Here is a 19,879-nt window from a genome sequence, read left to right on the forward strand (position 1 = left end):
CAAAGTTCTGTCTGATTTCTATATCACGATTTGGTCCAGTCCTTCGCCGGGAAGTAGAACCGGTACCGATCTGCCCGAGTAGCCCGGCCATAGCTTGAGCCGTTTCAGCGCCTTGCGCGCCAACCCGGTCAGCGGCATATCCGGAAGCTCATTCTGCGTCACCCAGCGGCGTTCCGTGCCGGACCCTCCCTCGCCGGTCAGTTCCGTGGCCTGCGTCTCGAAGAAGTTCGCGTAGTAATTCGTGTTGGTGATCGCATGGCGCAGGCTCAGCAGTGGCAGCTTGCCGCCTGCACCTTCCGGATGCTCAGGGATCTGCGGCAGCTCCCACATCCCCGCCATCAAGGACGCGTCCTCAGGACGGCGCTCCAGCAGCAGCTCTGTGCGCCTCAGCCCGTGCCGCAGCCGGCCTTTTCTCTTAACGACGGCATACGTGATTCTGCGGCTGAGCATCTGTTTTGCCGGAGCAACCTCGTGTTCGCCGCGGGTATGGCAAAACTCATGGACCGGGCAGTGGGTGCATTGCGGCTGCGACGGCAGGCAGATCAAGGCTCCCAGCTCCATCATGGCCTGGTTAAAGTCTCCGGGACGTTTGCGGTCAAGCAGTCGCTGTGCCAGGGCGGGCACCTGCGAGGCAGCTGCCTTCGGGCCGCCTTCCAATCCCTGCAGACGGGTCATCACGCGCAGTACATTCCCGTCCACCACGGCGACAGGCTCTCCGAAGCCGATGCTGGCAATCGCGGCAGCCGTGTAATCTCCAATGCCGGGCAGGCTGCGCAGCTTCTCTGCTGTGCCGGGCAGCTTGCCGCCACACTCCGCCACCACAAACTGTGCAGCCTTCCGCAGCAGCCGCGCGCGCCGGTAGTAGCCCAGCCCGCTCCAGTGCGCCAGCACCTCATCCTCGCTGGTGGCTGCCAGCGTGTCCAGTGTCGGAAAGCGGGCCATGAAGCTGCGATAGTGTTCGAGCACGGCGGCCACGCGCGTCTGCTGCAGCATAATTTCAGAGACCCAGATTGCATAGGGGTCGCCGGTGCGCCTCCACGGCAGATCGCGCCGGTTGCGGTCGTACCACACCATCAGGGCCTCGCGAAGGTCGCGAACCTGTTGTGCGCTCAGTTTGCCCGTGCTCATTAAGGCGATTCTAAACCGCACTACACTTGATGCTGGAACTTTTCATCCGGAGAGCTAATGTACATCCACGTATTCGCATTTCGCTGGAAACCCGAAGTAACCGCTGCGCAGAAAGATCGCGTCATGGCTGAAATCCAGGCGCTTCAGGGAAGAATCCCGGGGCTGCTCGAGACCCATGTTGGCATCAACATTTCGCCCCGGGGGCAGGGCTATGAACTCGGCGGAGTCATGAAGTTCGAGAGCAAAGAAGCGCTCGAAGCCTACGGACCACACCCGGTTCATCAGGAGCTGGTGAGCTGGCTCATGCCCCTCATCGAGCCCTTGGAGGTTGATTTCGAGGCATAACCCGAGAGTCTGCGCGACCGCTCTTAGATCACCACCGATTCCCGGTACTCCCCAAAAACCTCTCGCATCGCCCCGGCGATTTCTCCTACGGTCGCGTAGCTTTCCACCGCTTCGAGGATCGCCGGCATCAGGTTTGCGCCGGACCGGGCATGCTCCTTCACCCGCGAAACCGCCTCGGCCCATCGCGTGGCGTCACGCCGTGCCCGCAGCGCACGGAGGCGCTCCACCTGCCTGCGCTCCAGTTGTTCGTCGATGCGCTGGATCGGGATCCCCGGCTCATTTTCGCGGCTGAACCGGTTCACTCCCACCACTACGGCTTCGCCCGAGTCCACCGCCTGCTGATATTCATAGGCTGCGCTCTGAATCTCCTGCTGCACCCAGCCCTTCTCGATCGCCCGCCGCATCCCGCCCATTGCATCGATGCGCTCCAGGTAGCCGCGCACCTCCCGCTCGATGCCATTGGTCAGCGATTCAACATAGTAGGAGCCCGCGAAGGGATCAACCGTCTGCGCCACGCCCGACTCCATGGCGATGATCTGCTGCGTGCGCAGGGCGATCCGCGCCGCCTCTTCTGTCGGCAGCGCGAGCGCTTCATCGTAGCCATTGGTGTGCAGCGACTGCGTGCCGCCCATCACTGCGGCCAGGGCCTGCACCGCCGTACGCACAATGTTGTTTTCCGGTTGCTGCGCGGTCAGTGTGGAACCCGCCGTCTGCGTATGAAAACGCAGCATCAGCGAGCGCGGATTCGTCGCGCCGAAGCGCTCGCGCATGATGTGCGCCCACACCCGCCGAGCGCAGCGAAACTTCGCAACCTCTTCAAAAAAATCGTTGTGAGCGTTGAAGAAGAAGGAGAGCCGCGGCGCAAAGCGGTCTACTTCCAGGCCTGCATCGAGTGCCGCCTGCACATAGGCCATGCCGTCGGCCAGGGTAAAGGCGACCTCCTGCGCAGCCGTCGAGCCTGCCTCGCGCATGTGGTAGCCGGAGATCGAAATCGTGTTCCACTCCGGCGCCTCGGCATTCGCCCACCCAAACATATCGGTGACGATCCGCATCGCATCGCGGATCGGGTAAATGTAGGTTCCCCGCGCGATGTACTCCTTGAGGATGTCGTTCTGCACGGTGCCGGAGAGCTTCCGCACCTCTGCTCCCGTGCGTTTCGCCACCGCGACATAGAGTGCCAGCAGGATGCTCGCCGTCGCGTTGATGGTCATCGAAGTCGAAATCGTGTCCAGCCGGATTCCGTCGAAGAGCCGCTCCATGTCTTCCAGCGAATCGATGGCTACCCCCACCTTGCCAACCTCGCCCAGAGACATCGGATCGTCGGAGTCGTAGCCGATCTGCGTAGGCAGGTCAAAGGCGACCGAGAGCCCGGCCGTTCCATTCGCCAGCAGGAACTTGTAGCGGCGGTTGCTCTCCTCGGCATCTCCCATGCCCGCATACTGGCGCATCGTCCACAGGCGCCCGCGGTACATGGTCGGCTGGATGCCGCGCGTGTAAGGAAACTCGCCCGGAAAGCCAAGATCGCGCAGCGGGTCGAAGCCATCGGCCTCGAGATCGGCACGGGTATAGAAAAGCTTGCGGGGATCAGCGGGCTTCTTCATTGCGACCCCCGAGTTTAGCGCATTCAGTCCTGGAAGCGCGTCCGCGCAATCGCATCGAGCACGCCGTTGAGAAAGTTGATCGACTCCGGCGCCGAGTAGCGCCGCGCCACCTCCAGCGCCTCGTTGATGATGATCGGCGCAGGCGTGCCCTTGAAGCCCAGCATTTCCGCAATCGCCATCCGCAACACATTGCGGTCCACTGCCGCCATTCGGCTCAGCTTCCAGTTTGCGGAGTGCTTCTCGATCAGCGCATCGATCTCTTCTTCCCGCGCGACCGCCACCCGGTAAATATCCTCGGCGAAGCCGCGCGTATCGGCATCCGCATCATCGCGTGCTTCCCAGAAGGAGCTGCGCACCTGGTCCGGCGTCTGCTTGCCCACGTCTCCCTGGAAGAGCATCTGCATGGCGAGTTCGCGTGATTTGCGCCGCTTGCCTGTCGTTGTGCTCATGCGCGTGTCTCTATCTTGCGGTGCAGCGAAACCATCTCGATGGCTGCCGATGCCGCCTCAAAACCTTTGTTTCCAGCCTTCACCCCGGCGCGATCGAGCGCCTGCTCCAGCGTGTCGCAGGTCAAAACGCCAAAAGCATGCGGAATCCCTGTCTCCTGCTGCGACTGCCCGATCCCCCGGGAAACCTCGTTGTAGATCGCCTCATAGTGCGCCGTTTCCCCACGCAGCAGGCAGCCGAGCGTAATGATCGCGTCGAACCGCTTCTGTTCGGCCAGTTTCCGTGCCGCCGAGGGAATTTCCCACGCGCCCGGCACTCGCAGCACTTCCACATCTTCCTTGCGCGCCCCGCTGCGGAAAAGGCAGTCGAGCGATCCCTGCAGCAGCCGGTCCGTAATCACCGCATTCCAGCGCGCCGTCACGATGGCAAAGCGCATCCCGGCTGCGGACAGGTCGCCCTCCAGCGCCACCGGCTTGCCCTGCAGCACGTCGGTCCACTCCCAGAAGGCAAAGCGTACGCCCGGCACCGGCTCCACCGTAAACAGGCGGCTCTTCCAGTTGGTCTCGGCAGTGTCTGAAATCCGTCCGGCCAGGGCATCTTCGCCCCAGGTCTTCTTGAGCCACGCGGCAGCGACTTCCCGCACGGCGTCCAGGGTCGTGACCTCGATGAAGATCTCCGCCTCGGCCGGCATCATGCCATCGATGAACTCGATATTGCCCAGCGGCGCGAGAAAACCCCGCCCGCGGCTGTACTCGTCGTCCCAGCTCTTGCCTGGCTCAAAGCCCAGCGCGGAAAAAAAGTCCGCAACCTTGTCGTAAACGGCCGGAGTGCTCGCCGCCCGCACCAGCGTAATGCCTTTGATCATGCTTTGACTTTATCAGCGCGGCGATACCCGGCGAAAGCGCCCTAATCCTCCTTCATTCGTCCAACAAGGACACACTTCGTTAATATGGGGTTTACGCATTTTTTTTGAACTTTCTGAGGAGTAAGTCGTGAAGCAATCGAAGCTGTTGGTTTTGGCGTTGGCTGGCCTGGTGCTCAGCTTCGCTGCAGTCCCAGTGCGCGCACAGAAGGCGCTGCACAATGATGATGCCGCACTGAGTTTCTTCGGTCAGTTCTCTAACAGCGTCAATGGCAATGGCATCAGCCTGCATTCCGGAGATTCGCTGGGCGTCCAGGGCGCCTTCCGCCACACCTATCACTGGTGGCTTGGCTATGAGGCCAATTATGGCTACACCCGCTTCTCTGAGTACTACTCCACCCACGTCTACTCCTTCCAGCACAACCTCCACGAGATTGGCGGCGCGTACCTCGTCCAGGCGCCATCGTCGTTCGCGGGGCTTCATCCCTTCGCCACCGGCGGAGTAAGCGTCCTCATCTTTTCTCCCACGCTCAACGGCGGCCAGCAGGCCCCGTGGCAGGCTCGTCCCGCGGTCACCTTTGGCGCTGGCGTCAACCACCCCATCCTGCGTTCCAACTTCGGCGTCCGCGCCCAGTACCGCGCCCTTTTCTACAAAGCGCCTGACTTCGGCGAAGCCAGCCTCAACACCGGCAGCTTCCGAATGACTTCAGAGCCCACCATAGGCTTTTACCTCAAGTTCTGATGAGTGACGAGAGACAAGCTAAGCTTGCACCCGGGCTTTACCTTGTCTCGACTCCCATCGGCAATCTTGAAGACATCACCCTCCGCGCCCTTCGCGTCCTTCGCGAAGCTGACCGGATTGCCTGCGAAGACACCCGCCAGACGCAGAAGCTGCTGAATCACTACGACATCAGCACTCCGACCGTCAGCTGCCACGAGCACAATGAGCGGGAGCGGGCCACCGAGCTCATCGCCGCCATGCAGGGTGGCGCCCGCATCGCCGTCGTCTCCGACGCGGGCACTCCCGGCATCTCCGACCCTGGCATGTATCTTGCGCGCGCGGCCATCGCCGCCGGTATTCCCGTCTTTCCCGTTCCCGGCGCGAACGCCGCCATCTCCGCGCTCATCGCCTCCGGTCTGGACACGGAGCGCTTCTTCTATGCAGGCTTCCTGCCGCCCAAATCAGGCGCCAGACGCGACGCACTGGAGCAGCTGGCAGCCAGCCTCACCGGCGCGGCCACGCTGGTTTTCTATGAGGCCCCTCATCGCATTCTTGAAACCCTGGCCGATGTGGAATCTGTCTGGGGCTGTGCTGCGCGCGTCGTCGTCGCGCGTGAGCTTACCAAGCTGCACGAGGAGTTTGCGCGTGGAACCGCTGCCGAAGTCGCCGCCTTCCTCAAAGAAAAGGATCGGATCCGCGGCGAAATCGTCCTGCTCGTCGCAGCCGCGCCACGAAGCGCCGCCAGCGCGACTGCGAAGCCTTTGCCTGCCCGCCTCGCTGAACTGATGCAGGCCGAGAGCCTCACCGAGATGGAGGCCCTCAAGCGCATTGCCCGCGAGCGCGGCATCTCCAAGAGCGAGGCCTACCGCGAACTCCAGCGCTCCCGCCCCCGCTGAAAATTCCCTCCCCGGCAGACATCGATTTACACCCAGACGCCCTCTCACCCACTAGTTCCGGGCGCGACGAGTCACGATGAGCGAGGTCTCTCAGGAGTTAATCCGATCAGCCATGGCCGGCAAGGGCCTCGACGCACTTGTGTGCGCTCTGCCTATGCATGTGCTGATGCTCACAGGCTACTGGCCGATCATGGCAAACAGCATCGCCATCTTCACAGCAAAGGAAGTGGAGTTGATCGTCCCCGCCGACGAAGTCGAGAACGCACGGGCCTACACCAGCATTCCGCTCCACGCCTTTGAGCCCGCTGCTCTTGACCGGCTCGTCAATCCTGTTCATGCAGTCACCGAGCCGCTCATCGCTCGACTGCGCGCTCTCGGGCTCGAGCACGCCCGCATCGGCCATGAGTCTGAGCAGTTTCTGCAGCCCGCGTCCTACCTCACAATGAACCTCTACAATTCCGCTCTGGCACAGTGCATTGAGAAGGTGTTCCCCGAGGTGAAACTGCAGAGCGCGGATCGGATGCTCGAAGAGCTGAAAGCCCGCAAGACCGAACGCACTCTCGCCCGGTTACGTCGCGGTTGTGAGGTCGCGAAACACGCCTTTCTCAATGGAGTGAAGGCGATTGAACCAGGCTATACGGAGCGCATCGTCGCATCGCTCTTTGAGCTGGAGCACAGCCGCTCCTGCAAAGGGCAACCCTTCGACAGGGTTGAGTCCTTCTTCTTCTGCATGTCTGGACCAAATTCCGGGCAGGCCGATTCCGCCTACGCACGCACCCGCCACAGACTGATCGATAGCGGGGACCTGGTCATGGTCCATTGCAACTGCTCCTATGACGGATGGTGGACGGATATCACGCGGACCTTCGTGGCCGGAGCGATTCGTCCGGAGTATCAAAAGATGCGTGACGCAATTGCGCGTGCTCGCGATGCAGCCCTTGCCGCCATCCGGCCTGGCGCCACCGGCAGGGAGGTTGATCGCGCTGCCAGGCAGGTCCTTGAGCGTGCTGGTTACGGACCAAACTTCACCCATGGGGCGGGTCATGGAGTGGGATATGCCGCCGCCAATCCGGATGGCCGCCCTCGCATTCATCCCTGCTCAGACGACGTGCTCGAAGAGGGAATGACCTTCAACCTTGAGCCCGCTATCTATTTCAAGGGCAGGTATGGAATGCGTCACTGCGACATGGTCGCGATCACCGCCAGAGGCGCGGAGCTGCTGACGGATTTCTGACGGGCAGGTATGCAGCGTGCTCTCGGAGAGCTGGGGCAAGGGCGTCCCGCGACTTCGGCCGCCCAGCCCCGTGTGATTGCATCACTTCTTCTTGAGCGCGCGATAGCCGATATCCCGCCGGTAGTACATTCCCTCGAAGTGGACTTTCTTCATTGCTTCATACGCCAGGTCGAGCGCTGTCCTCAGGTCGGCTGCAGCCGCCGTCACCCCCAGCACTCTGCCGCCACTGGTCAGGAGCTCTCCTCCAACCAGTGACGTGCCGGCGTGGAATATCTGAACGCCCGGCACCCTCGCTGCCTCTTCGAGTCCAGTGATCACCCGTCCGTTGGTGTAGCTGCCGGGGTAGCCTTCGCTGCTCGCCACCACGCAGGCCGATGCTCCCTTGCGCCAGCGGAACTCGGTGTCGCTGAGCCGGCCTTCCACGCATGCCTCCAGCGCCTCCACCAGGTCGCTCTCCAGCCGCATCAGGATCGCCTGTGTCTCCGGATCGCCAAAGCGCGCGTTGTATTCGAGCACCATCGGCCCGCGCGCCGTCATCATCAGCCCGCAATAGAGTACCCCGGTGAAGGGCGTCTCTTCCGCTGCCATGCCGTCGATCGTAGGCTGGGCAATATGGTGCAGGATCCAGTCACGCATCTGGTCGTCCACCATCTCATCGGTCGAGTAGACGCCCATGCCGCCCGTATTGAGTCCCGTGTCTCCTTCGCCGATCCGCTTGTGGTCCTGCGCCGGAACCAGCGCGGCCGCATGCTTTCCGTCGCTCAGCAGCAGGAAGGAGATCTCCTCGCCTTCCAGAAACTCCTCGATGACGATGCTCTCCTCGATGCTGCCCAGCAGCTTCCCGTTGAAGAGACCCTCGATCGCCTCCTCTGCCTCTTTTTTCGCATTGCAGATCAGCACGCCCTTGCCTGCTGCCAGGCCATCGGCCTTGATGACCACCGGCAGGTGAAAGAGGTCGAGCGAGTCAAGCGCCTCCTGGTGCGACGAACACACGGCGTAGGCTGCGGTGGGGATATTGTGCCGCTGCATGAATCGCTTGGCGAACGATTTGCTCGTCTCCAGCATCGCTGCAGCGCGCGTCGGTCCAAAGACGGCCAGGCTGCGCCGGCGAAGCTCGTCCACCAGTCCCAGCGACAGCGGCAGCTCCGGCCCCACCACGGTCAGGTCCGGCGATTCGGCTGCAACCACCCGCAGCAGGTCGCCCAGATCTTTCTGGTTCACATTCACGCAGCGCGCTACGCTCGCAATGCCGCCATTGCCGGGCGCGCAGACAACTTCAGATACACGGGGGGATTTGGCGATACTCCATGCCAAGGCATGTTCGCGGCCGCCGGAACCAATCACGAGAACTTTCATTTGTGGTCGATATCTCCTTGTTCTGAAGTGAGGCTACAGGAGCAGGGATTCGCCGCCAAGGGGGCAGGCTTAGTGCTTCGAGCGGGATGAGGCGTCGTGCACATGGCTGGCCTCGAAGCTGACAATCTTCCACTGGCCGAAACGGCGGTTGTAGACCCGTGTGTAGCGGTACTCGCCGCTGACATCACTCTCGCCATTCGTTCCGGTCAGCTCCGCCCGCGACGTCACGACAGCCGTATCGCCATACACCCGCACTTTGGTATCCGTGAAGTCCAGTTGTTTGATCTCGAGTGTGCCCGAGCGGTGCTGCGCCAGGATCTCTGCCTTGGTTTCGATGGTGCCGTTGGCGCTGATGCCGATGTAGTCGTCAGCCAGCAGGCGGTCCATCGTCTTCACATCATTCGTAATCTGGGCCGTGCGCCATTGCGCCTCAAGCGCCTCAACCTCTTTCTGCGCCCGGTTTTCCCGGTGAGGCATCGCCGCGTGCGCAGGCATGGAAAGGGCACACATGCCAAAAAGCAGCAGCAGTAGGCATGCGCCTGTGGCCTTGAGCGGCTTCCGGAAAGAGGCTGGTCTCTGCATGTGCGTACCGGATGGTAGTCCGGGCGGGAATCGCGAGTCAAAGAGAAAGAGGCGACTGGCGAATTCTTTCCTCGAACCTCCTGTACCCCACCTTAGACGGGGCCATCCACTCACGCAAGTAGTGCGGCGTGTGGTCGGGAGTGCAGCGCAAATCGTCTCTGCCGTCATGATCTACCCGATCGCCGTCTGCTCCTCAACCTGCATCATCAGCTCTTCCCACTCTGCCGTGAGCGTCGCCTGCTGCTCTCGCAGTGAGTCGAGCTCCGTTGCCACCCGCTGCGACTCCTCCGCACTGATGAAGATGCCCAGCGACTCTTCCGCGGCGGCAATTGCCGCCTCAACCCGCGGCAACTCTTCTTCCACAAACGCCAGCCGCTCCTGCATCTGCCTCAGCCGTATGGGATTCACCCGCTTCGTGCGCTCTTTCTCCTGCTGCACCACGGGGGCGCTCTCCACCTGCTGAGCCGCCGCCGGCGCCGCCTGAGCGGCCGGGGTTAAGCCCTGCTTGCGATAGAGGTAGTCCTCATAATTGCCTGGATAAACGTGAACATGGCCGCCCTCCACCTCAAAGACCCGCGTCGCCAGCCGGTCAATAAAGTAGCGGTCGTGCGAGACAAAGATCACCGTCCCGGTAAAAGAGGCAATCGCCTCCAGCAGCACATCCTTGGCGCGCAGATCCAGGTGGTTGGTCGGCTCATCCAGCAGCAGAAAGTTTGCCGGGCTCACCAGAATCCGGGCCAGCGCATACCGGTTGCGTTCCCCGCCGGAGAGTACACCGAGCGGCTTGTAGACATCGTCGCCTGAGAACAGGAAGCAGCCGAGCAGGCTCCGCAGGTCAGTGTCCGACACCCGCGGCGCGATGCGGCTGATGTCGTCCAGCATCCGCGCCGCCGGGTCCAGCACCTTGTATTGATCCTGCGCAAAGTATTCTGCAACCGCGTTATGCCCCAGCCGCAGCGTACCCGAGGTCACCGGCTCGTCGCCCGCCAGCATCCTGATCAGCGTCGATTTGCCCGCGCCGTTCGCGCCTACCAGGGCCACGCGGTCCCCGCGCTCCACGGTAAAGGAGACATTCTCGAGAACTCGCTTCTCGCCGTAGTTCTTGCCCACCGCCGTTGCTTCAATCACAGTGCGGCCCGAGGGCGGCGGCTGCGGAAAGCTGAAGTGAATCGCCTGCTCCTCCGGAGGAATCTCGATGCGGACGATCTTTTCGAGCTCCTTGATGCGGCTCTGCACCTGCTTCGCCTTGGTCGCCTGGGCGCGGAAGCGGTTGATGAACGCCTCCAGGTGTTCGATCTGGAGGCGCTGGTTCCGATACGCCGCCTCCAGTTGGGCCCGGCGCTCGTCCTTCTGCCGCAGGTACTTCTCATAGTTGCCCGCGTAGAAGTGCAGCCCTTTGTTCCAGATCTCTACCACCTTGCTGACCGTCGCATCCAGAAAGTAGCGGTCGTGCGAGATGAGAATGAAGCCCTTCGGATAGGTGCGAAGATATTGCTCCAGCCAGTTCCGTGCTTCCAGATCGAGATGGTTCGTCGGCTCGTCCAGCAGCAGCAGCTCCGGCTGCTCCAGCAGCAGCTTCGCCAGCGCGATACGCATCTGCCAGCCGCCGGAGAACTCCTCGCACTGTCGCTGCCAGTCCTCTTTTGAGAAGCCAAGCCCATCCAGCACCGCGCCCACGCGGGAGTCGAGCGCATAGCCATCGTGCGCCCGAAAGCGGCTGTCGATGTGCGAAAAGCGGTCAGCGGCAGCAGCATACTCGGGGCTTTCGTGGTCGAGTTCCGCCAGTGAAACCGACAGAGTCTCCAGCTCGCGCTCCATGCTCCGCAGTTCGTCGAAGACTGACAGGCACTCTTCAAAGAGAGTGCGTCCGGCCAGCGCCAGCCCGTCCTGCGGTAAGTAGCCGACAGACATCCCCCGCGTCCGTTCCAGCTTGCCGTAGTCGAGCGAGTCCTGCCCGGCCAGTACCTTCAGCAGCGTAGACTTGCCCGTGCCGTTCGCGCCCACCAGTGCGGTGCGCTCCTGGGCTGTAATGAGCCAGCTGGCCTGCTCAAAGAGCAGTTTGGCGCCAAAGCGCTTGCCGGCGTCCGTGAGTTGCATCATGCTTCCAGTGTATCGAGAGAGCCGTCAATCGCGTGCCATCCTTTTGTTGCCCCGCGCTTCTTCAGGGCGGACTTCAGCCTTTGCTCCGGACCGCAGGCACTCGCTGCTTTCCGGCAGCCGCGCGCCGCTGCTTCGCCCGCCGCGCCGGTGTGGCCAGCATTGCGCTGTACCCGGCATAAACATTGTCGAAGACAGCGTCCCAGGATGCTCCCAGCGCATCCTCCCGCGCCGCCAGCCGCATCTGCGCGTGCAGTTCAGGAGCGGTCATCAGTCTCGCCACCGCTGCCCCAAAGCCATTGTCATTGGTCACGATCCCCGTGATCCCGTCGCGTACGATCGTGCACGGACCGCCATCGGCGGTCACGATCGCCGGCACTCCTGAGGCCAACGCCTCCAGCACGACGTTTCCAAAGGTGTCGGTATGCGAGGGGAAGACAAAGGCATCCATCGAGGCAAAGGCCTCGGCCAGAGCCCTTCCGCGCAGCACTCCCGTGAACCGGGCTTGTGGCAGGTGCTCGCGAAGCCACGCCTCCTGGCCACCCTGGCCCACCAGCAGAAAGCGCACATTGTTAAAGCCGCGTGCCTTCAGCTCGGCGTCCATCCGCCCCAGCAGGAAGACATTCTTCTCACGCGAAAATCGGCCGACGTAGCCCAGCACAAACTCTCCGTCATCCTTCGGCCGCTGGCGGTGGGTTGGCGAAAAGAAATCTGCATCCACGCCTCGCGCCATCAGGCGGCAGGGTCGTCCGGTCCGCTCCGCCAGCATCGCGCAGATCTGCGCATTCGGGGCAAAGAGTGTCTGCGCAAAGCTGTAGAAGCTGGTGAGCACTCCCAGGGAACCGGCCTCGATCAGCTTCGCCAGCCGTTCATTGTCCATCAGCTTCGTCGAGCGCCGCGCCGCGTACTCGTGCAGGTTTGTGTGCCATGAGGCGGCCAGCGGCACGCGCAGCCACTTCGCCAGCGCCAGGCCCAGTAAGCCCAGTTCGCTTGGCCCTGTCACATGGATGACATCAGGACGGAAGGCCTTGAGCGTACGCGCCATCTGCGGCAAATGACGAGCGAATCCGGCATCGAAGCGCAGGTCTTTCTCAAGCGCAATCGAAAGCCGCCCGCGCTCGATCTCCAGCGTTTCTACCCCGTTATCCTGCGCGTGGTGCAGTTCCCGCGTCCCTGCGCGCACACACAGGAAAGGCAGCCCGCGCCGCCGCGCAAACGCCTCAAACTGGCGGCTGGTGTGGGCCACGCCATTTATTTCATGAAAAGAATCCGGGAGATATGCCACCCGGAGAGGCCGAGTCTCCACGGCGGAGTTCAGGCTGTCTCTTCGCCGAGGGCGAAGCTGAGTTCATGCGACTCGCTCCACGCCATCCGCAGGCTGCGGTTGAGCGGCTTGGCGCCGAGCAGCCGGACAGCCTCGATGACCGCCTGCAGGTAGACGGGCGCTTTGCCCTTGGGCCATAGCTCGCTCGCCGGACGCATGTTGCCGTCCGCGTCCGGATGGAAGACTCGCTCATCCCACCGCTGCGATCCCTGCGGGAAGTCGGCATAGTCGCGGATGGAGTCGAGGGTTGAGGCCAGCAGGCGATGCTTCCATGGCTCCGCATACTGCGGCATGAAGAGCACATGGCTGCGGCCTTCGTAGCGCACCTCATGCACAAAGTCCGTGAAGCTCGTCGCGTTCGACAGGTTTATATTCGCATTCGGCTCCAGGCCATGCCGGTCACCGCCTGAGATCAGCAGCATGTCCATCCGCTGTGCCATCCGCTTCACCGCGCGGTTTTCTTCCCAGCCGCGCAGCCCGTTCAGCTCCAGCGCGTGCATAAAGCGTCCATTGCGGGCCATGAAGGCATCCAGCCTCTGCTTGTGCTTCGCCTCGCCGATCATATAGAGGTCCCACATCGGATGGTTGAAGACGATCAGCACATTCGGCAGCGCGTCGAGCGCCGCCAGTATCTCCGTAAGCCGCGCCTCGCTGGGCTGCGCCGTGAACTCCTCGAAGACTTTCATCCACGCCGCGCCGGTCTCGCTGGGCAGGTTGTGAATGCCGAGATGAAACGACTGGTCGTCGCCAAACGGCACGCTCCACTCCACCGACACCGGGATGTGCCGGGCCGCGGCGACCGTGCGCAGCAGCATGGGAGCCTGAATATTGTCGTGATCGGTCAGGGAAACCAGCGGCATCAACCCGAGCTTCACAATCTGGATGCTCTCCAGATCGAAGGCCAGACGGGGAGTCAGCGGCGGCGTCCAGTAGCTCGTCTCGTAATTCACGGGGATCTGGTGCCGCTCCCGCGACCGCCGCTCCACCGCGGCCATTACCGGCCGCAGCAGTCGATATTCGCTGCCCAGCTTGGCCAGAAAGTCCAGGGTTTCTCTGGATTGGTTTGTATGGCTGTGAAGGGAAACGCCCGTCGTGTAGGGAATGGATGCTTCCGGGGCTTTCCACTGGTATGAGATTCGCCGCAGTCCAGCCTGCACGTCTGCCATGGCTATCCTCCTCGCGCCTCACACTGATTGTCGTCTCGTCCTATGAACGGGAAGTTACGGAGAGAAGAAGAGAACTTCAATTTCAACCGGAAGAATCGAAAGAGGATACAGCCGTCCGTGCCATCCGGGCGGCCTGCCCTCGGCAGCGATCATGCCGAGGGAATCACCTGCGCCGCAAACCGCTCCATCTCTTCCCTCTGGGGACTGCTCTGCAGCAGCACCAGGTCGACACCCACTGCCGCAAACTCTTCCAGCCGCGTCTTCACCTGCTCCGGCGTGCCCACCAGGCCGCTGCGCAGCCCGCGGTTTGAGACGGAATAATCCTCGAGCGAGATTTTCTGCTCCAGCTTTGAACCGGTGATCCACTGCTGGTAGTTAGCGTAGCCGCGCGCCGACTGCTGCACGTCCGTGATCCGCAGCACTTCCTTGTGCGCCTCCTCGGCCGAGTCCCGGACGATCGCGTAGCCTGCCACGCCAAAGGTCATCGGCGGCAGCCCGAGCGCCTCGCGCCGCTGCTTCAGGTCGGCGATCTTGCGGCCCACCGTTGCGGGATCGTCGCCGTGCATCAGATAGGCGTCGCATTTCGACGCAATCAGGCTTTTGGCCGTCTCTGACTCGCCCCCCGCGTAGAGCGTGGGCCGCGGCCTGCTCAGCGGTTTCGGCGAGAGCACGTTTTCGTCCACGCGGTAGTACTTGCCCTGGTAGCTGAAACCCTGCTGGCTCCAGCATCCATTCACCACATCCAGCCACTCTGCGGTGCGTGCATAGCGGTCATCGTGCTGGTCAAACTGGATGCCGTACTTCGTCGCCTCATCCGCCCACCAGCTGGAGACGACATTCAGCGTCAGCCTCCCGCCGGAAATATGGTCGATATTCGCCGCCTGCTTCGCCAGCAGCGCCGGATTGTGAAACGTAGGCCGCACCGCGACCATCAGTTCCAGCTTCTTCGTTACCGCTGCCAGCGCCGCCGTGGTCGACCAGGCGTCGAGCGAGGGAGCCTCAACGCCCTTGATGTCGTTCAGGTTCAGCTCGGCGATCAGCGTCAGATCGTAGCCGATCTCCTCGGCCCGCTGCGCCAGCTGGCTCACGTACTCCCACGTCGGCGGCATGCCTTCGTCTTCCACATTGCGGAGCCACCCGCCAAAGACCGGCAGCCAGAAACCGTAGCGCATCTATCGAGCCTCCGTCGTGGCGAGCGCAGGCTCATTGGCTGCGGCTGCTTCCGCTTCCAGCCAGTCCACCAGCCGGGCAAACGGGTCAAAGCCCACCACCCGCGGCCCGTCCGCAACAAAGTTCGAAAGCGCATTGATGTCGTAGTAGAGCCTCTGGCCATCGCGGTCATCCGTGATGTACTCGATGCCGCCCAGCTCGATTCCCGACTCGCGCATGATCCGTTCCACGTCGGCAATCACTTCCTGCGGCGGTTCATACCCCTCGACGCTGATGCCCGTCTTCGGTGCATCCACCGGGCAGGCCGCGCGATTCAGGTCTACGCCGCTCGTGGTCTTGCAGATGTCCGCCGGGCACAGATCAAACGTCTCCCCGGTGATATGCACCTTGATCGCGTAGAGAAATTTCCCGTTCAACACCTCGCAGCGAACAATATGAGAATCCCGCGCCGGGATAAACTCCTGCACCAGTGCCGTCGAGTCCATGCCGAAGGCCAACTCCCCTGCTGTCGCCGCCGCTTCCAGGGCCTCCAACGTGTCAAAGCGCTTCACCCCCGCGCCCGAGCCGCCAATGTTCGGCTTCACCACCACCGGCCACCGCAGCCCGGTCGTGGCGGCTGCCGCCTGCGAGGCCCGATGTATCACCCGCGCCTTGGGATAGGGCAAGCCAAGCTCATCGAGCAGCGAAAGCTGCGAAGCCTTCGACAGCTCCGCCCGAAACGCCTTCAACCCGTTGATTACACGCACGCCGCGCCGCTCCAGCTGGTCGAGAAAGCCCAGCGTGTAGAAGATCGCATCGCCATGCTCACGGTTCCACGCCGAGGGACTCATGCGGTTCACGACCAGTGCAAATCGCCGCTCCGGATGCTCCTCGATCGCATAGGCATGAGCAATGGCGTCCAGTTTGACGTACTCTGTCCCGCGGCGGTCCAGCTCCGCAAAGAGTGGTTTGAACCAGTTCGGCTGCTCGTAATAGATGGCAATGGGCTTCGGCATCAGCTCTCCTGCAAACCCTTATTCTAGCGCCCTGCTTGGCTGGCAGCCCTACGACGGAGTATCTTGAAGTCCGATGAAACTCCGACTGGTTCTACCACTCCTCCTGGCTCCTCTACTCGCATCGCTTCCCTCCACGGCACAAACTAGGCCGCCCCTTACCGGGATCTCTCACATTGCCGTTTATGCCAGCGATCCGGCCGCCGCGAGCCACTTTTACGTTGATATCGTGGGCTGCCAGCGGGGCAGCGATCCTGAGAACCCCGCCGGAGCGCGCTACTACGTCAACTCCACCCAGTTTGTAGAGGTTCTGCCGTTGCCCGCCAATGCAGGCCCGGATCGCCTGGATCATCTCGCCTACAAGACGGCGAATGCCGCGGCGCTCAGGAAATATCTCGCCGCCAAAGGCGTCAGCGTTCCGGCCACCCTTGAAAAGGGCTCCGATGGCAGCCACTGGTTCAGCGTCAAGGATCCCGAGGGCAATACTGTCGAGTTTGTCCAGCCTCCCGCGCACCCCGCGCCCGTCAACGGCGCCAACCTTGCCGGACACCACATCATTCACGTCGGCATGCTCGTCCGCAGCCGCGATAAAGAGGATACGTTCTACAAGGCCATCCTCGGCTTCAAGCCTTACTGGTACGGAGGCATGCAGCCGGACAAGATCGATTGGGTCTCGCAACAGACGCCTGAATCCCACGACTGGCTCGAATACATGCTCACCAGCGGGCCGTCCGGCAGCGGAATCCCCACCCAGATGTCGCAGCGCCAGCTCGGCGTGCTCAATCATCTCTCCATCGGTGTCGTGAATATGCAGAAGACCTACGACATGCTCAAGGCTGCCAACCGGCTTGCGCCACCCGATGCGCACACCCAGATCGGCAAGGATGGCAAGTGGCAGTTGAACGTCTTCGATCCCGACCAGACCCGTCTCGAGTACATGGAGTATTCCAACGTCCGGCCTCCATGCTGCTCCAGCTTCACCTCGCCCAACCCCACCCCGGCGCGATAAGCGGGGGCAGTTGCAGGCTTGAATCTGCTTTTTTCATCGGGCGACCAGAATTTTACTGGCCGCCTGATGACGATTTAGCTTGAACTTTCGTCTAAATCTGCTAGACTGTAGGGGCGTTAGTTCAGAACCGGGCTTGAGCAGCACCTTGCCCTTCATCAGTCGCTTGTTTCTGCCAGCAGTGGCTCCGATTCAGTCCCGGCGCAATTCAAACTAGGAAATAGCAACAATGGAACAAGGTACTGTGAAGTGGTTTAACGACGCGAAAGGTTTCGGCTTTATCTCCCGCCAGAATGGGGAAGATGTCTTCGTGCACTACTCTGCCATCAACGCAAATGGCTTTAAGAGTCTGCAAGAGGGTCAGGCCGTACAGTTCAACGTCGTCAAGGGGCCAAAAGGCTGGCAGGCAGCCGACGTTCAGCCGCTGTAGTAGCTGAATCAGTGACGCGCAAAAATACAGAAATACCACAAAGGGGCAGGCATTTGGTCTGCCCCTTTGCCTTCTCCTGAGCCGTGACCAGCCACTTTGATGCAGTTGTGATCGGCGCAGGCGCTGCCGGGTTGATGTGTGCCATGGAAGCGGGCAGCCGCGGCAAGACCGTCGCCGTGCTCGATCACGCCGATCAGCCAGGCAGGAAAATCCTGATCTCCGGTGGCGGACGTGCCAACTTCACCAACCTCCACTGCCGCCCGGACAACTTCCTCTCTTCCAATCCTCACTTTGCCAAGTCTGCTCTCGCCCGCTTTACCCCGGAAGACTTCCTCGCGCTCGTCCGCAAACATCGCATCCCGTTTCACGAGAAAAAGCTCGGGCAGCTCTTCTGCGACCGTTCCGCACGCGACCTTCTCGATATGCTGCTCGCGGAGTGCGCCGAGGCTGGGGTGCAGCTCTTCCTCGGGAGCTCTCTCAGCGAGATCACCCGCCCGGACGGCTTTCACATCCGCACCAGCCGGCAGACCTTTACCGCGCCTGCGCTGGTAGTCGCCGCAGGCGGTCTCTCAATTCCCAAAATCGGCGCCACCGGCATCGGCTACGACATCGCGCGCCAGTTCGGAATCAAAGTCATCGAGCCCCGCGCCGCCCTGGTGCCGCTTACCTTCAGCGCGCGCGATCTTGCGCAGTTTCAGGAGCTCAGCGGCGTCTCAACCGAGGTCACAGCTTCCGTCGAGGGACAGGCCTTCCGCGAGAAAATGCTCTTTACCCACCGCGGCCTCAGCGGGCCGGCCATCCTGCAGATCTCTTCCTACTGGCGTCAGGGCGGTGCGATTGAAATTGATTTCGCTCCCGGCGAGGAGCTGTTTGCTCCGCTGCGAGGCAGAAATGCGCGGCGCGACCCGGCTTCAGCGGAGGCGGCTCTGCGCTCGGTGCTGCCGCAGCGGCTCGCCGCACGGCTCATTGAGACCGCGCCGCCCACCGGTTGGACCAATGCCGCCCTTGACGAGGCTGAGACCCGTCTGCATCACTGGCGTTTCCTCCCCGCCGGCACTGAGGGCTTCAGCAAAGCGGAGGTCACCGCAGGCGGCGTCGATACCGATGCCCTGTCTGCCAGGACGATGGAGTCCCGCGCTGTACCGGGTCTCTATTTCATCGGCGAAGTGGTGGACGTGACCGGACACCTCGGCGGCTTCAACTTCCAGTGGGCCTGGGCCTCAGGCGCTGCCGCCGGGCGGGCCCTTTAGGGTGCTTCCTGCAGGCTCTGCGTCTGTTGGCGACGCAAGAAGCCATCAAAGAGTGGCACAGTGAAGGCATTATCACCGTGTGCAGGGCTGTAGATCATGCCCTTCCGGATCAGCGAGCTTCTGAGAGGACCGATCGACGTCACCTTAACCCTAAGTTTTTCTGCGATATCACCCGATCTTGGCTGGCCACCGCCAACTTCTACCATTGCGAACAGGTAATCCTTCTCACGCTTGGTCAGTCGGTCAAAGCGTACCCGGAAAAAGCTCTCATCCAGCTGGCGGATTGCAGAGATTGTTGCATGTCCAACATCCTCGAGGGTTATTGGTGATTGCTTTGCGGAGTTCCAGGCTTCATATCCCCACTGCTGCAGAAAGTAGGGATAGCGCTCTGTTTTTCTCAGGATTTCGGCAAGGGCTTCGTCCGTGAATCGGACATCCCGGGCCTCGACGGGAAGCTCCAGCGCCCTTCTTCCTGCTTCATTCGTCAGCACTCCGACGGACGGAAATTCAAAGAGGCGTTCCGAGTAGGACTTGGAGCGGCCGGCAAGCCCGAGGATCAGTGGCAGCCCCGCTCCAACCAGCACCAGAGGTAGCCCACGCTGGGATACCTGGTGAAGCGCCATGATGAGCGCGCTCATCTCCTTTTCATTCAAATATTGGATTTCATCGACAAGCAGACATATAGCGTCTCTTCTTTCCTTCGCTGCTTCTGCGACTGCAATTAGCGTCTCGGCAAGATCGTGCTCCAGATCTCCGCTGTCCGCGGTGCCGCGCTCGGGTTCGATGCCCAGCTCGAGATCCAATTGTCCACTAAGATTGACTTTAGCCTTCAGGCTGCCGGTAAAACTTTTCAAAACACGAAGAGCACGCTTAACCTTTTCCGACAGCAACGCACCGGAGTCCAGTGCTAGAAGGACCCTTCGCAACGGAGGAATGAGCAGGGAGGGCAAGCTCTTTTCTTCGTGTGCTTCAATCATCACGGCTCGGAATTTTTTATCTTCGGCAATTTCGCGGATGCGATTTAGCAGAACCGTTTTTCCAACGCCTCGAAGTCCCACTAGAATCATACTTCGGTGCGGCATGCCATTCCTCAGCCGTTCAAGCGCGAGGGCGGCATTTCGAAGGATTTGATCTCTACCTGCCAGCTCAGGGGGAGGGGTTCCAGCACCGGGTGCAAAAGGGTTTTGAATAGGGTTCATTAGTTATAGGGATATTATCAGGCTATTGGAGTTTCTTTATATAATTATATAAATTCCCTATATGTGAATATTT

The 19,879-nt window shown here is 61.6% G+C and carries 19 protein-coding genes; 7 read left to right on the top strand and 12 right to left on the bottom strand.

The window, feature by feature from the left end:
* Window positions 1-18: 18 nt before the first annotated feature.
* Window positions 19-1,128, bottom strand: a complete 1,110-nt coding sequence (mutY, locus tag C7378_RS10960; protein WP_131996267.1) for an A/G-specific adenine glycosylase — start codon at window positions 1,126-1,128, stop codon at window positions 19-21.
* A gap of 57 nt (window positions 1,129-1,185) precedes the next feature.
* Here mutY and C7378_RS10965 point away from each other — a divergent pair, with 57 nt between their 5' ends.
* The gene (locus tag C7378_RS10965; protein WP_131996270.1) at window positions 1,186-1,473 is read left to right on the top strand and encodes a Dabb family protein; all 288 of its coding nucleotides are present in this window, start codon (window positions 1,186-1,188) and stop codon (window positions 1,471-1,473) included.
* 23 nt (window positions 1,474-1,496) lie between these two features.
* On the opposite strand, the gene C7378_RS10970 is transcribed toward C7378_RS10965, so the two are convergent.
* The 3 genes from C7378_RS10970 to ribH are packed head-to-tail and all read right to left on the bottom strand — an operon-like array spanning window position 1,497 to window position 4,386.
* Entirely contained in the window at window positions 1,497-3,074 is a 1,578-nt protein-coding gene (locus C7378_RS10970; protein ID WP_131996273.1) for an acyl-CoA mutase large subunit family protein, read from the bottom strand.
* 23 nt (window positions 3,075-3,097) lie between these two features.
* On the bottom strand, window positions 3,098-3,523 hold the full coding sequence (gene nusB, locus C7378_RS17840; protein WP_131996276.1) for a transcription antitermination factor NusB: 426 nt from the start codon (window positions 3,521-3,523) through the stop codon (window positions 3,098-3,100).
* Complete coding sequence (ribH, locus tag C7378_RS10980) at window positions 3,520-4,386, bottom strand: 6,7-dimethyl-8-ribityllumazine synthase (protein ID WP_131996279.1); 867 nt, start codon at window positions 4,384-4,386, stop codon at window positions 3,520-3,522. The genes nusB and ribH overlap by 4 nt, the downstream gene beginning before the upstream one ends.
* 127 nt (window positions 4,387-4,513) lie before the next feature.
* On the opposite strand from ribH, the gene C7378_RS10985 reads away from it, so the two are divergent.
* From C7378_RS10985 to C7378_RS10995, 3 genes are all read left to right on the top strand, one after another.
* Window positions 4,514-5,125 carry a hypothetical protein gene (locus tag C7378_RS10985; protein WP_131996282.1) on the top strand — a complete coding sequence of 204 codons (612 nt, stop codon included), beginning with the start codon at window positions 4,514-4,516 and terminating at the stop codon, window positions 5,123-5,125.
* The gene (rsmI, locus tag C7378_RS10990; RefSeq protein WP_131996285.1) at window positions 5,125-6,000 is read left to right on the top strand and encodes a 16S rRNA (cytidine(1402)-2'-O)-methyltransferase; all 876 of its coding nucleotides are present in this window, start codon (window positions 5,125-5,127) and stop codon (window positions 5,998-6,000) included. Before C7378_RS10985 ends, rsmI begins: the two co-directional genes overlap by 1 nt.
* 76 nt (window positions 6,001-6,076) lie before the next feature.
* A complete protein-coding gene (locus C7378_RS10995) occupies window positions 6,077-7,234 on the top strand; it encodes a M24 family metallopeptidase (protein WP_131996288.1) in 1,158 nt (385 codons plus the stop codon).
* Window positions 7,235-7,315: 81 nt separating this feature from the next.
* Here C7378_RS10995 and purD read toward each other — a convergent pair whose 3' ends face one another.
* The 7 genes from purD to C7378_RS11030 all read right to left on the bottom strand — a co-directional run bounded on the left by purD (window position 7,316) and on the right by C7378_RS11030 (window position 15,924).
* Window positions 7,316-8,590: a phosphoribosylamine--glycine ligase gene (gene purD / locus C7378_RS11000; protein ID WP_131996291.1), complete on the bottom strand. Its 1,275-nt coding sequence runs from the start codon at window positions 8,588-8,590 to the stop codon at window positions 7,316-7,318.
* A 69-nt stretch (window positions 8,591-8,659) separates the two neighbouring features.
* Complete coding sequence (locus C7378_RS11005) at window positions 8,660-9,172, bottom strand: nuclear transport factor 2 family protein (protein WP_165876760.1); 513 nt, start codon at window positions 9,170-9,172, stop codon at window positions 8,660-8,662.
* A 171-nt stretch (window positions 9,173-9,343) separates the two neighbouring features.
* Window positions 9,344-11,272 carry an ABC-F family ATP-binding cassette domain-containing protein gene (locus C7378_RS11010; protein ID WP_131996297.1) on the bottom strand — a complete coding sequence of 643 codons (1,929 nt, stop codon included), beginning with the start codon at window positions 11,270-11,272 and terminating at the stop codon, window positions 9,344-9,346.
* Between the two features lie 73 nt (window positions 11,273-11,345).
* The gene (locus tag C7378_RS11015) at window positions 11,346-12,554 is read right to left on the bottom strand and encodes a glycosyltransferase (protein WP_243648195.1); all 1,209 of its coding nucleotides are present in this window, start codon (window positions 12,552-12,554) and stop codon (window positions 11,346-11,348) included.
* 29 nt (window positions 12,555-12,583) lie between these two features.
* Window positions 12,584-13,759 carry a hypothetical protein gene (locus C7378_RS11020; protein WP_131996303.1) on the bottom strand — a complete coding sequence of 392 codons (1,176 nt, stop codon included), beginning with the start codon at window positions 13,757-13,759 and terminating at the stop codon, window positions 12,584-12,586.
* Between the two features lie 149 nt (window positions 13,760-13,908).
* Complete coding sequence (locus tag C7378_RS11025) at window positions 13,909-14,931, bottom strand: LLM class flavin-dependent oxidoreductase (RefSeq protein ID WP_131996306.1); 1,023 nt, start codon at window positions 14,929-14,931, stop codon at window positions 13,909-13,911.
* Entirely contained in the window at window positions 14,932-15,924 is a 993-nt protein-coding gene (locus C7378_RS11030; protein WP_131996309.1) for an ATP-grasp domain-containing protein, read from the bottom strand.
* Window positions 15,925-15,997: 73 nt separating this feature from the next.
* Between C7378_RS11030 and C7378_RS11035 the strand changes: the two genes are divergently transcribed.
* From C7378_RS11035 to C7378_RS11045, 3 genes are all read left to right on the top strand, one after another.
* Window positions 15,998-16,930: a VOC family protein gene (locus tag C7378_RS11035; RefSeq protein ID WP_131996312.1), complete on the top strand. Its 933-nt coding sequence runs from the start codon at window positions 15,998-16,000 to the stop codon at window positions 16,928-16,930.
* A gap of 226 nt (window positions 16,931-17,156) precedes the next feature.
* Window positions 17,157-17,357 carry a cold-shock protein gene (locus C7378_RS11040; protein WP_058187212.1) on the top strand — a complete coding sequence of 67 codons (201 nt, stop codon included), beginning with the start codon at window positions 17,157-17,159 and terminating at the stop codon, window positions 17,355-17,357.
* An 83-nt stretch (window positions 17,358-17,440) separates the two neighbouring features.
* Entirely contained in the window at window positions 17,441-18,607 is a 1,167-nt protein-coding gene (locus tag C7378_RS11045) for a BaiN/RdsA family NAD(P)/FAD-dependent oxidoreductase (protein WP_279388588.1), read from the top strand.
* Here the strand turns inward: C7378_RS11045 and C7378_RS11050 are convergent.
* Complete coding sequence (locus C7378_RS11050; protein ID WP_131996315.1) at window positions 18,604-19,806, bottom strand: ATP-binding protein; 1,203 nt, start codon at window positions 19,804-19,806, stop codon at window positions 18,604-18,606. The genes C7378_RS11045 and C7378_RS11050 overlap by 4 nt on opposite strands.
* Window positions 19,807-19,879 lie beyond the last annotated feature (73 nt).

Source organism: Acidipila rosea (genome assembly GCF_004339725.1).
GTDB lineage: Bacteria > Acidobacteriota > Terriglobia > Terriglobales > Acidobacteriaceae > Acidipila > Acidipila rosea.

Excerpts from the sequence above, each read along its gene's own strand:
- C7378_RS11025 (WP_131996306.1), bottom strand. The coding sequence starts at position 14,931 with ATGCGCTACGGTTTCTGGCTGCCGGTCTTTGGCGGGTGGCTCCGCAAT.
- purD (WP_131996291.1), bottom strand. The coding sequence starts at position 8,590 with ATGAAAGTTCTCGTGATTGGTTCCGGCGGCCGCGAACATGCCTTGGCA.
- mutY (WP_131996267.1), bottom strand. The coding sequence starts at position 1,128 with ATGAGCACGGGCAAACTGAGCGCACAACAGGTTCGCGACCTTCGCGAG.
- C7378_RS11020 (WP_131996303.1), bottom strand. The coding sequence starts at position 13,759 with ATGGCAGACGTGCAGGCTGGACTGCGGCGAATCTCATACCAGTGGAAA.
- C7378_RS11035 (WP_131996312.1), top strand. The coding sequence starts at position 15,998 with ATGAAACTCCGACTGGTTCTACCACTCCTCCTGGCTCCTCTACTCGCA.
- C7378_RS10995 (WP_131996288.1), top strand. The coding sequence starts at position 6,077 with ATGAGCGAGGTCTCTCAGGAGTTAATCCGATCAGCCATGGCCGGCAAG.
- ribH (WP_131996279.1), bottom strand. The coding sequence starts at position 4,386 with ATGATCAAAGGCATTACGCTGGTGCGGGCGGCGAGCACTCCGGCCGTT.
- C7378_RS10970 (WP_131996273.1), bottom strand. The coding sequence starts at position 3,074 with ATGAAGAAGCCCGCTGATCCCCGCAAGCTTTTCTATACCCGTGCCGAT.
- rsmI (WP_131996285.1), top strand. The coding sequence starts at position 5,125 with ATGAGTGACGAGAGACAAGCTAAGCTTGCACCCGGGCTTTACCTTGTC.
- C7378_RS10965 (WP_131996270.1), top strand. The coding sequence starts at position 1,186 with ATGTACATCCACGTATTCGCATTTCGCTGGAAACCCGAAGTAACCGCT.
- C7378_RS11005 (WP_165876760.1), bottom strand. The coding sequence starts at position 9,172 with ATGCAGAGACCAGCCTCTTTCCGGAAGCCGCTCAAGGCCACAGGCGCA.
- C7378_RS11040 (WP_058187212.1), top strand. The coding sequence starts at position 17,157 with ATGGAACAAGGTACTGTGAAGTGGTTTAACGACGCGAAAGGTTTCGGC.
- C7378_RS11030 (WP_131996309.1), bottom strand. The coding sequence starts at position 15,924 with ATGCCGAAGCCCATTGCCATCTATTACGAGCAGCCGAACTGGTTCAAA.
- nusB (WP_131996276.1), bottom strand. The coding sequence starts at position 3,523 with ATGAGCACAACGACAGGCAAGCGGCGCAAATCACGCGAACTCGCCATG.
- C7378_RS11050 (WP_131996315.1), bottom strand. The coding sequence starts at position 19,806 with ATGAACCCTATTCAAAACCCTTTTGCACCCGGTGCTGGAACCCCTCCC.
- C7378_RS11010 (WP_131996297.1), bottom strand. The coding sequence starts at position 11,272 with ATGATGCAACTCACGGACGCCGGCAAGCGCTTTGGCGCCAAACTGCTC.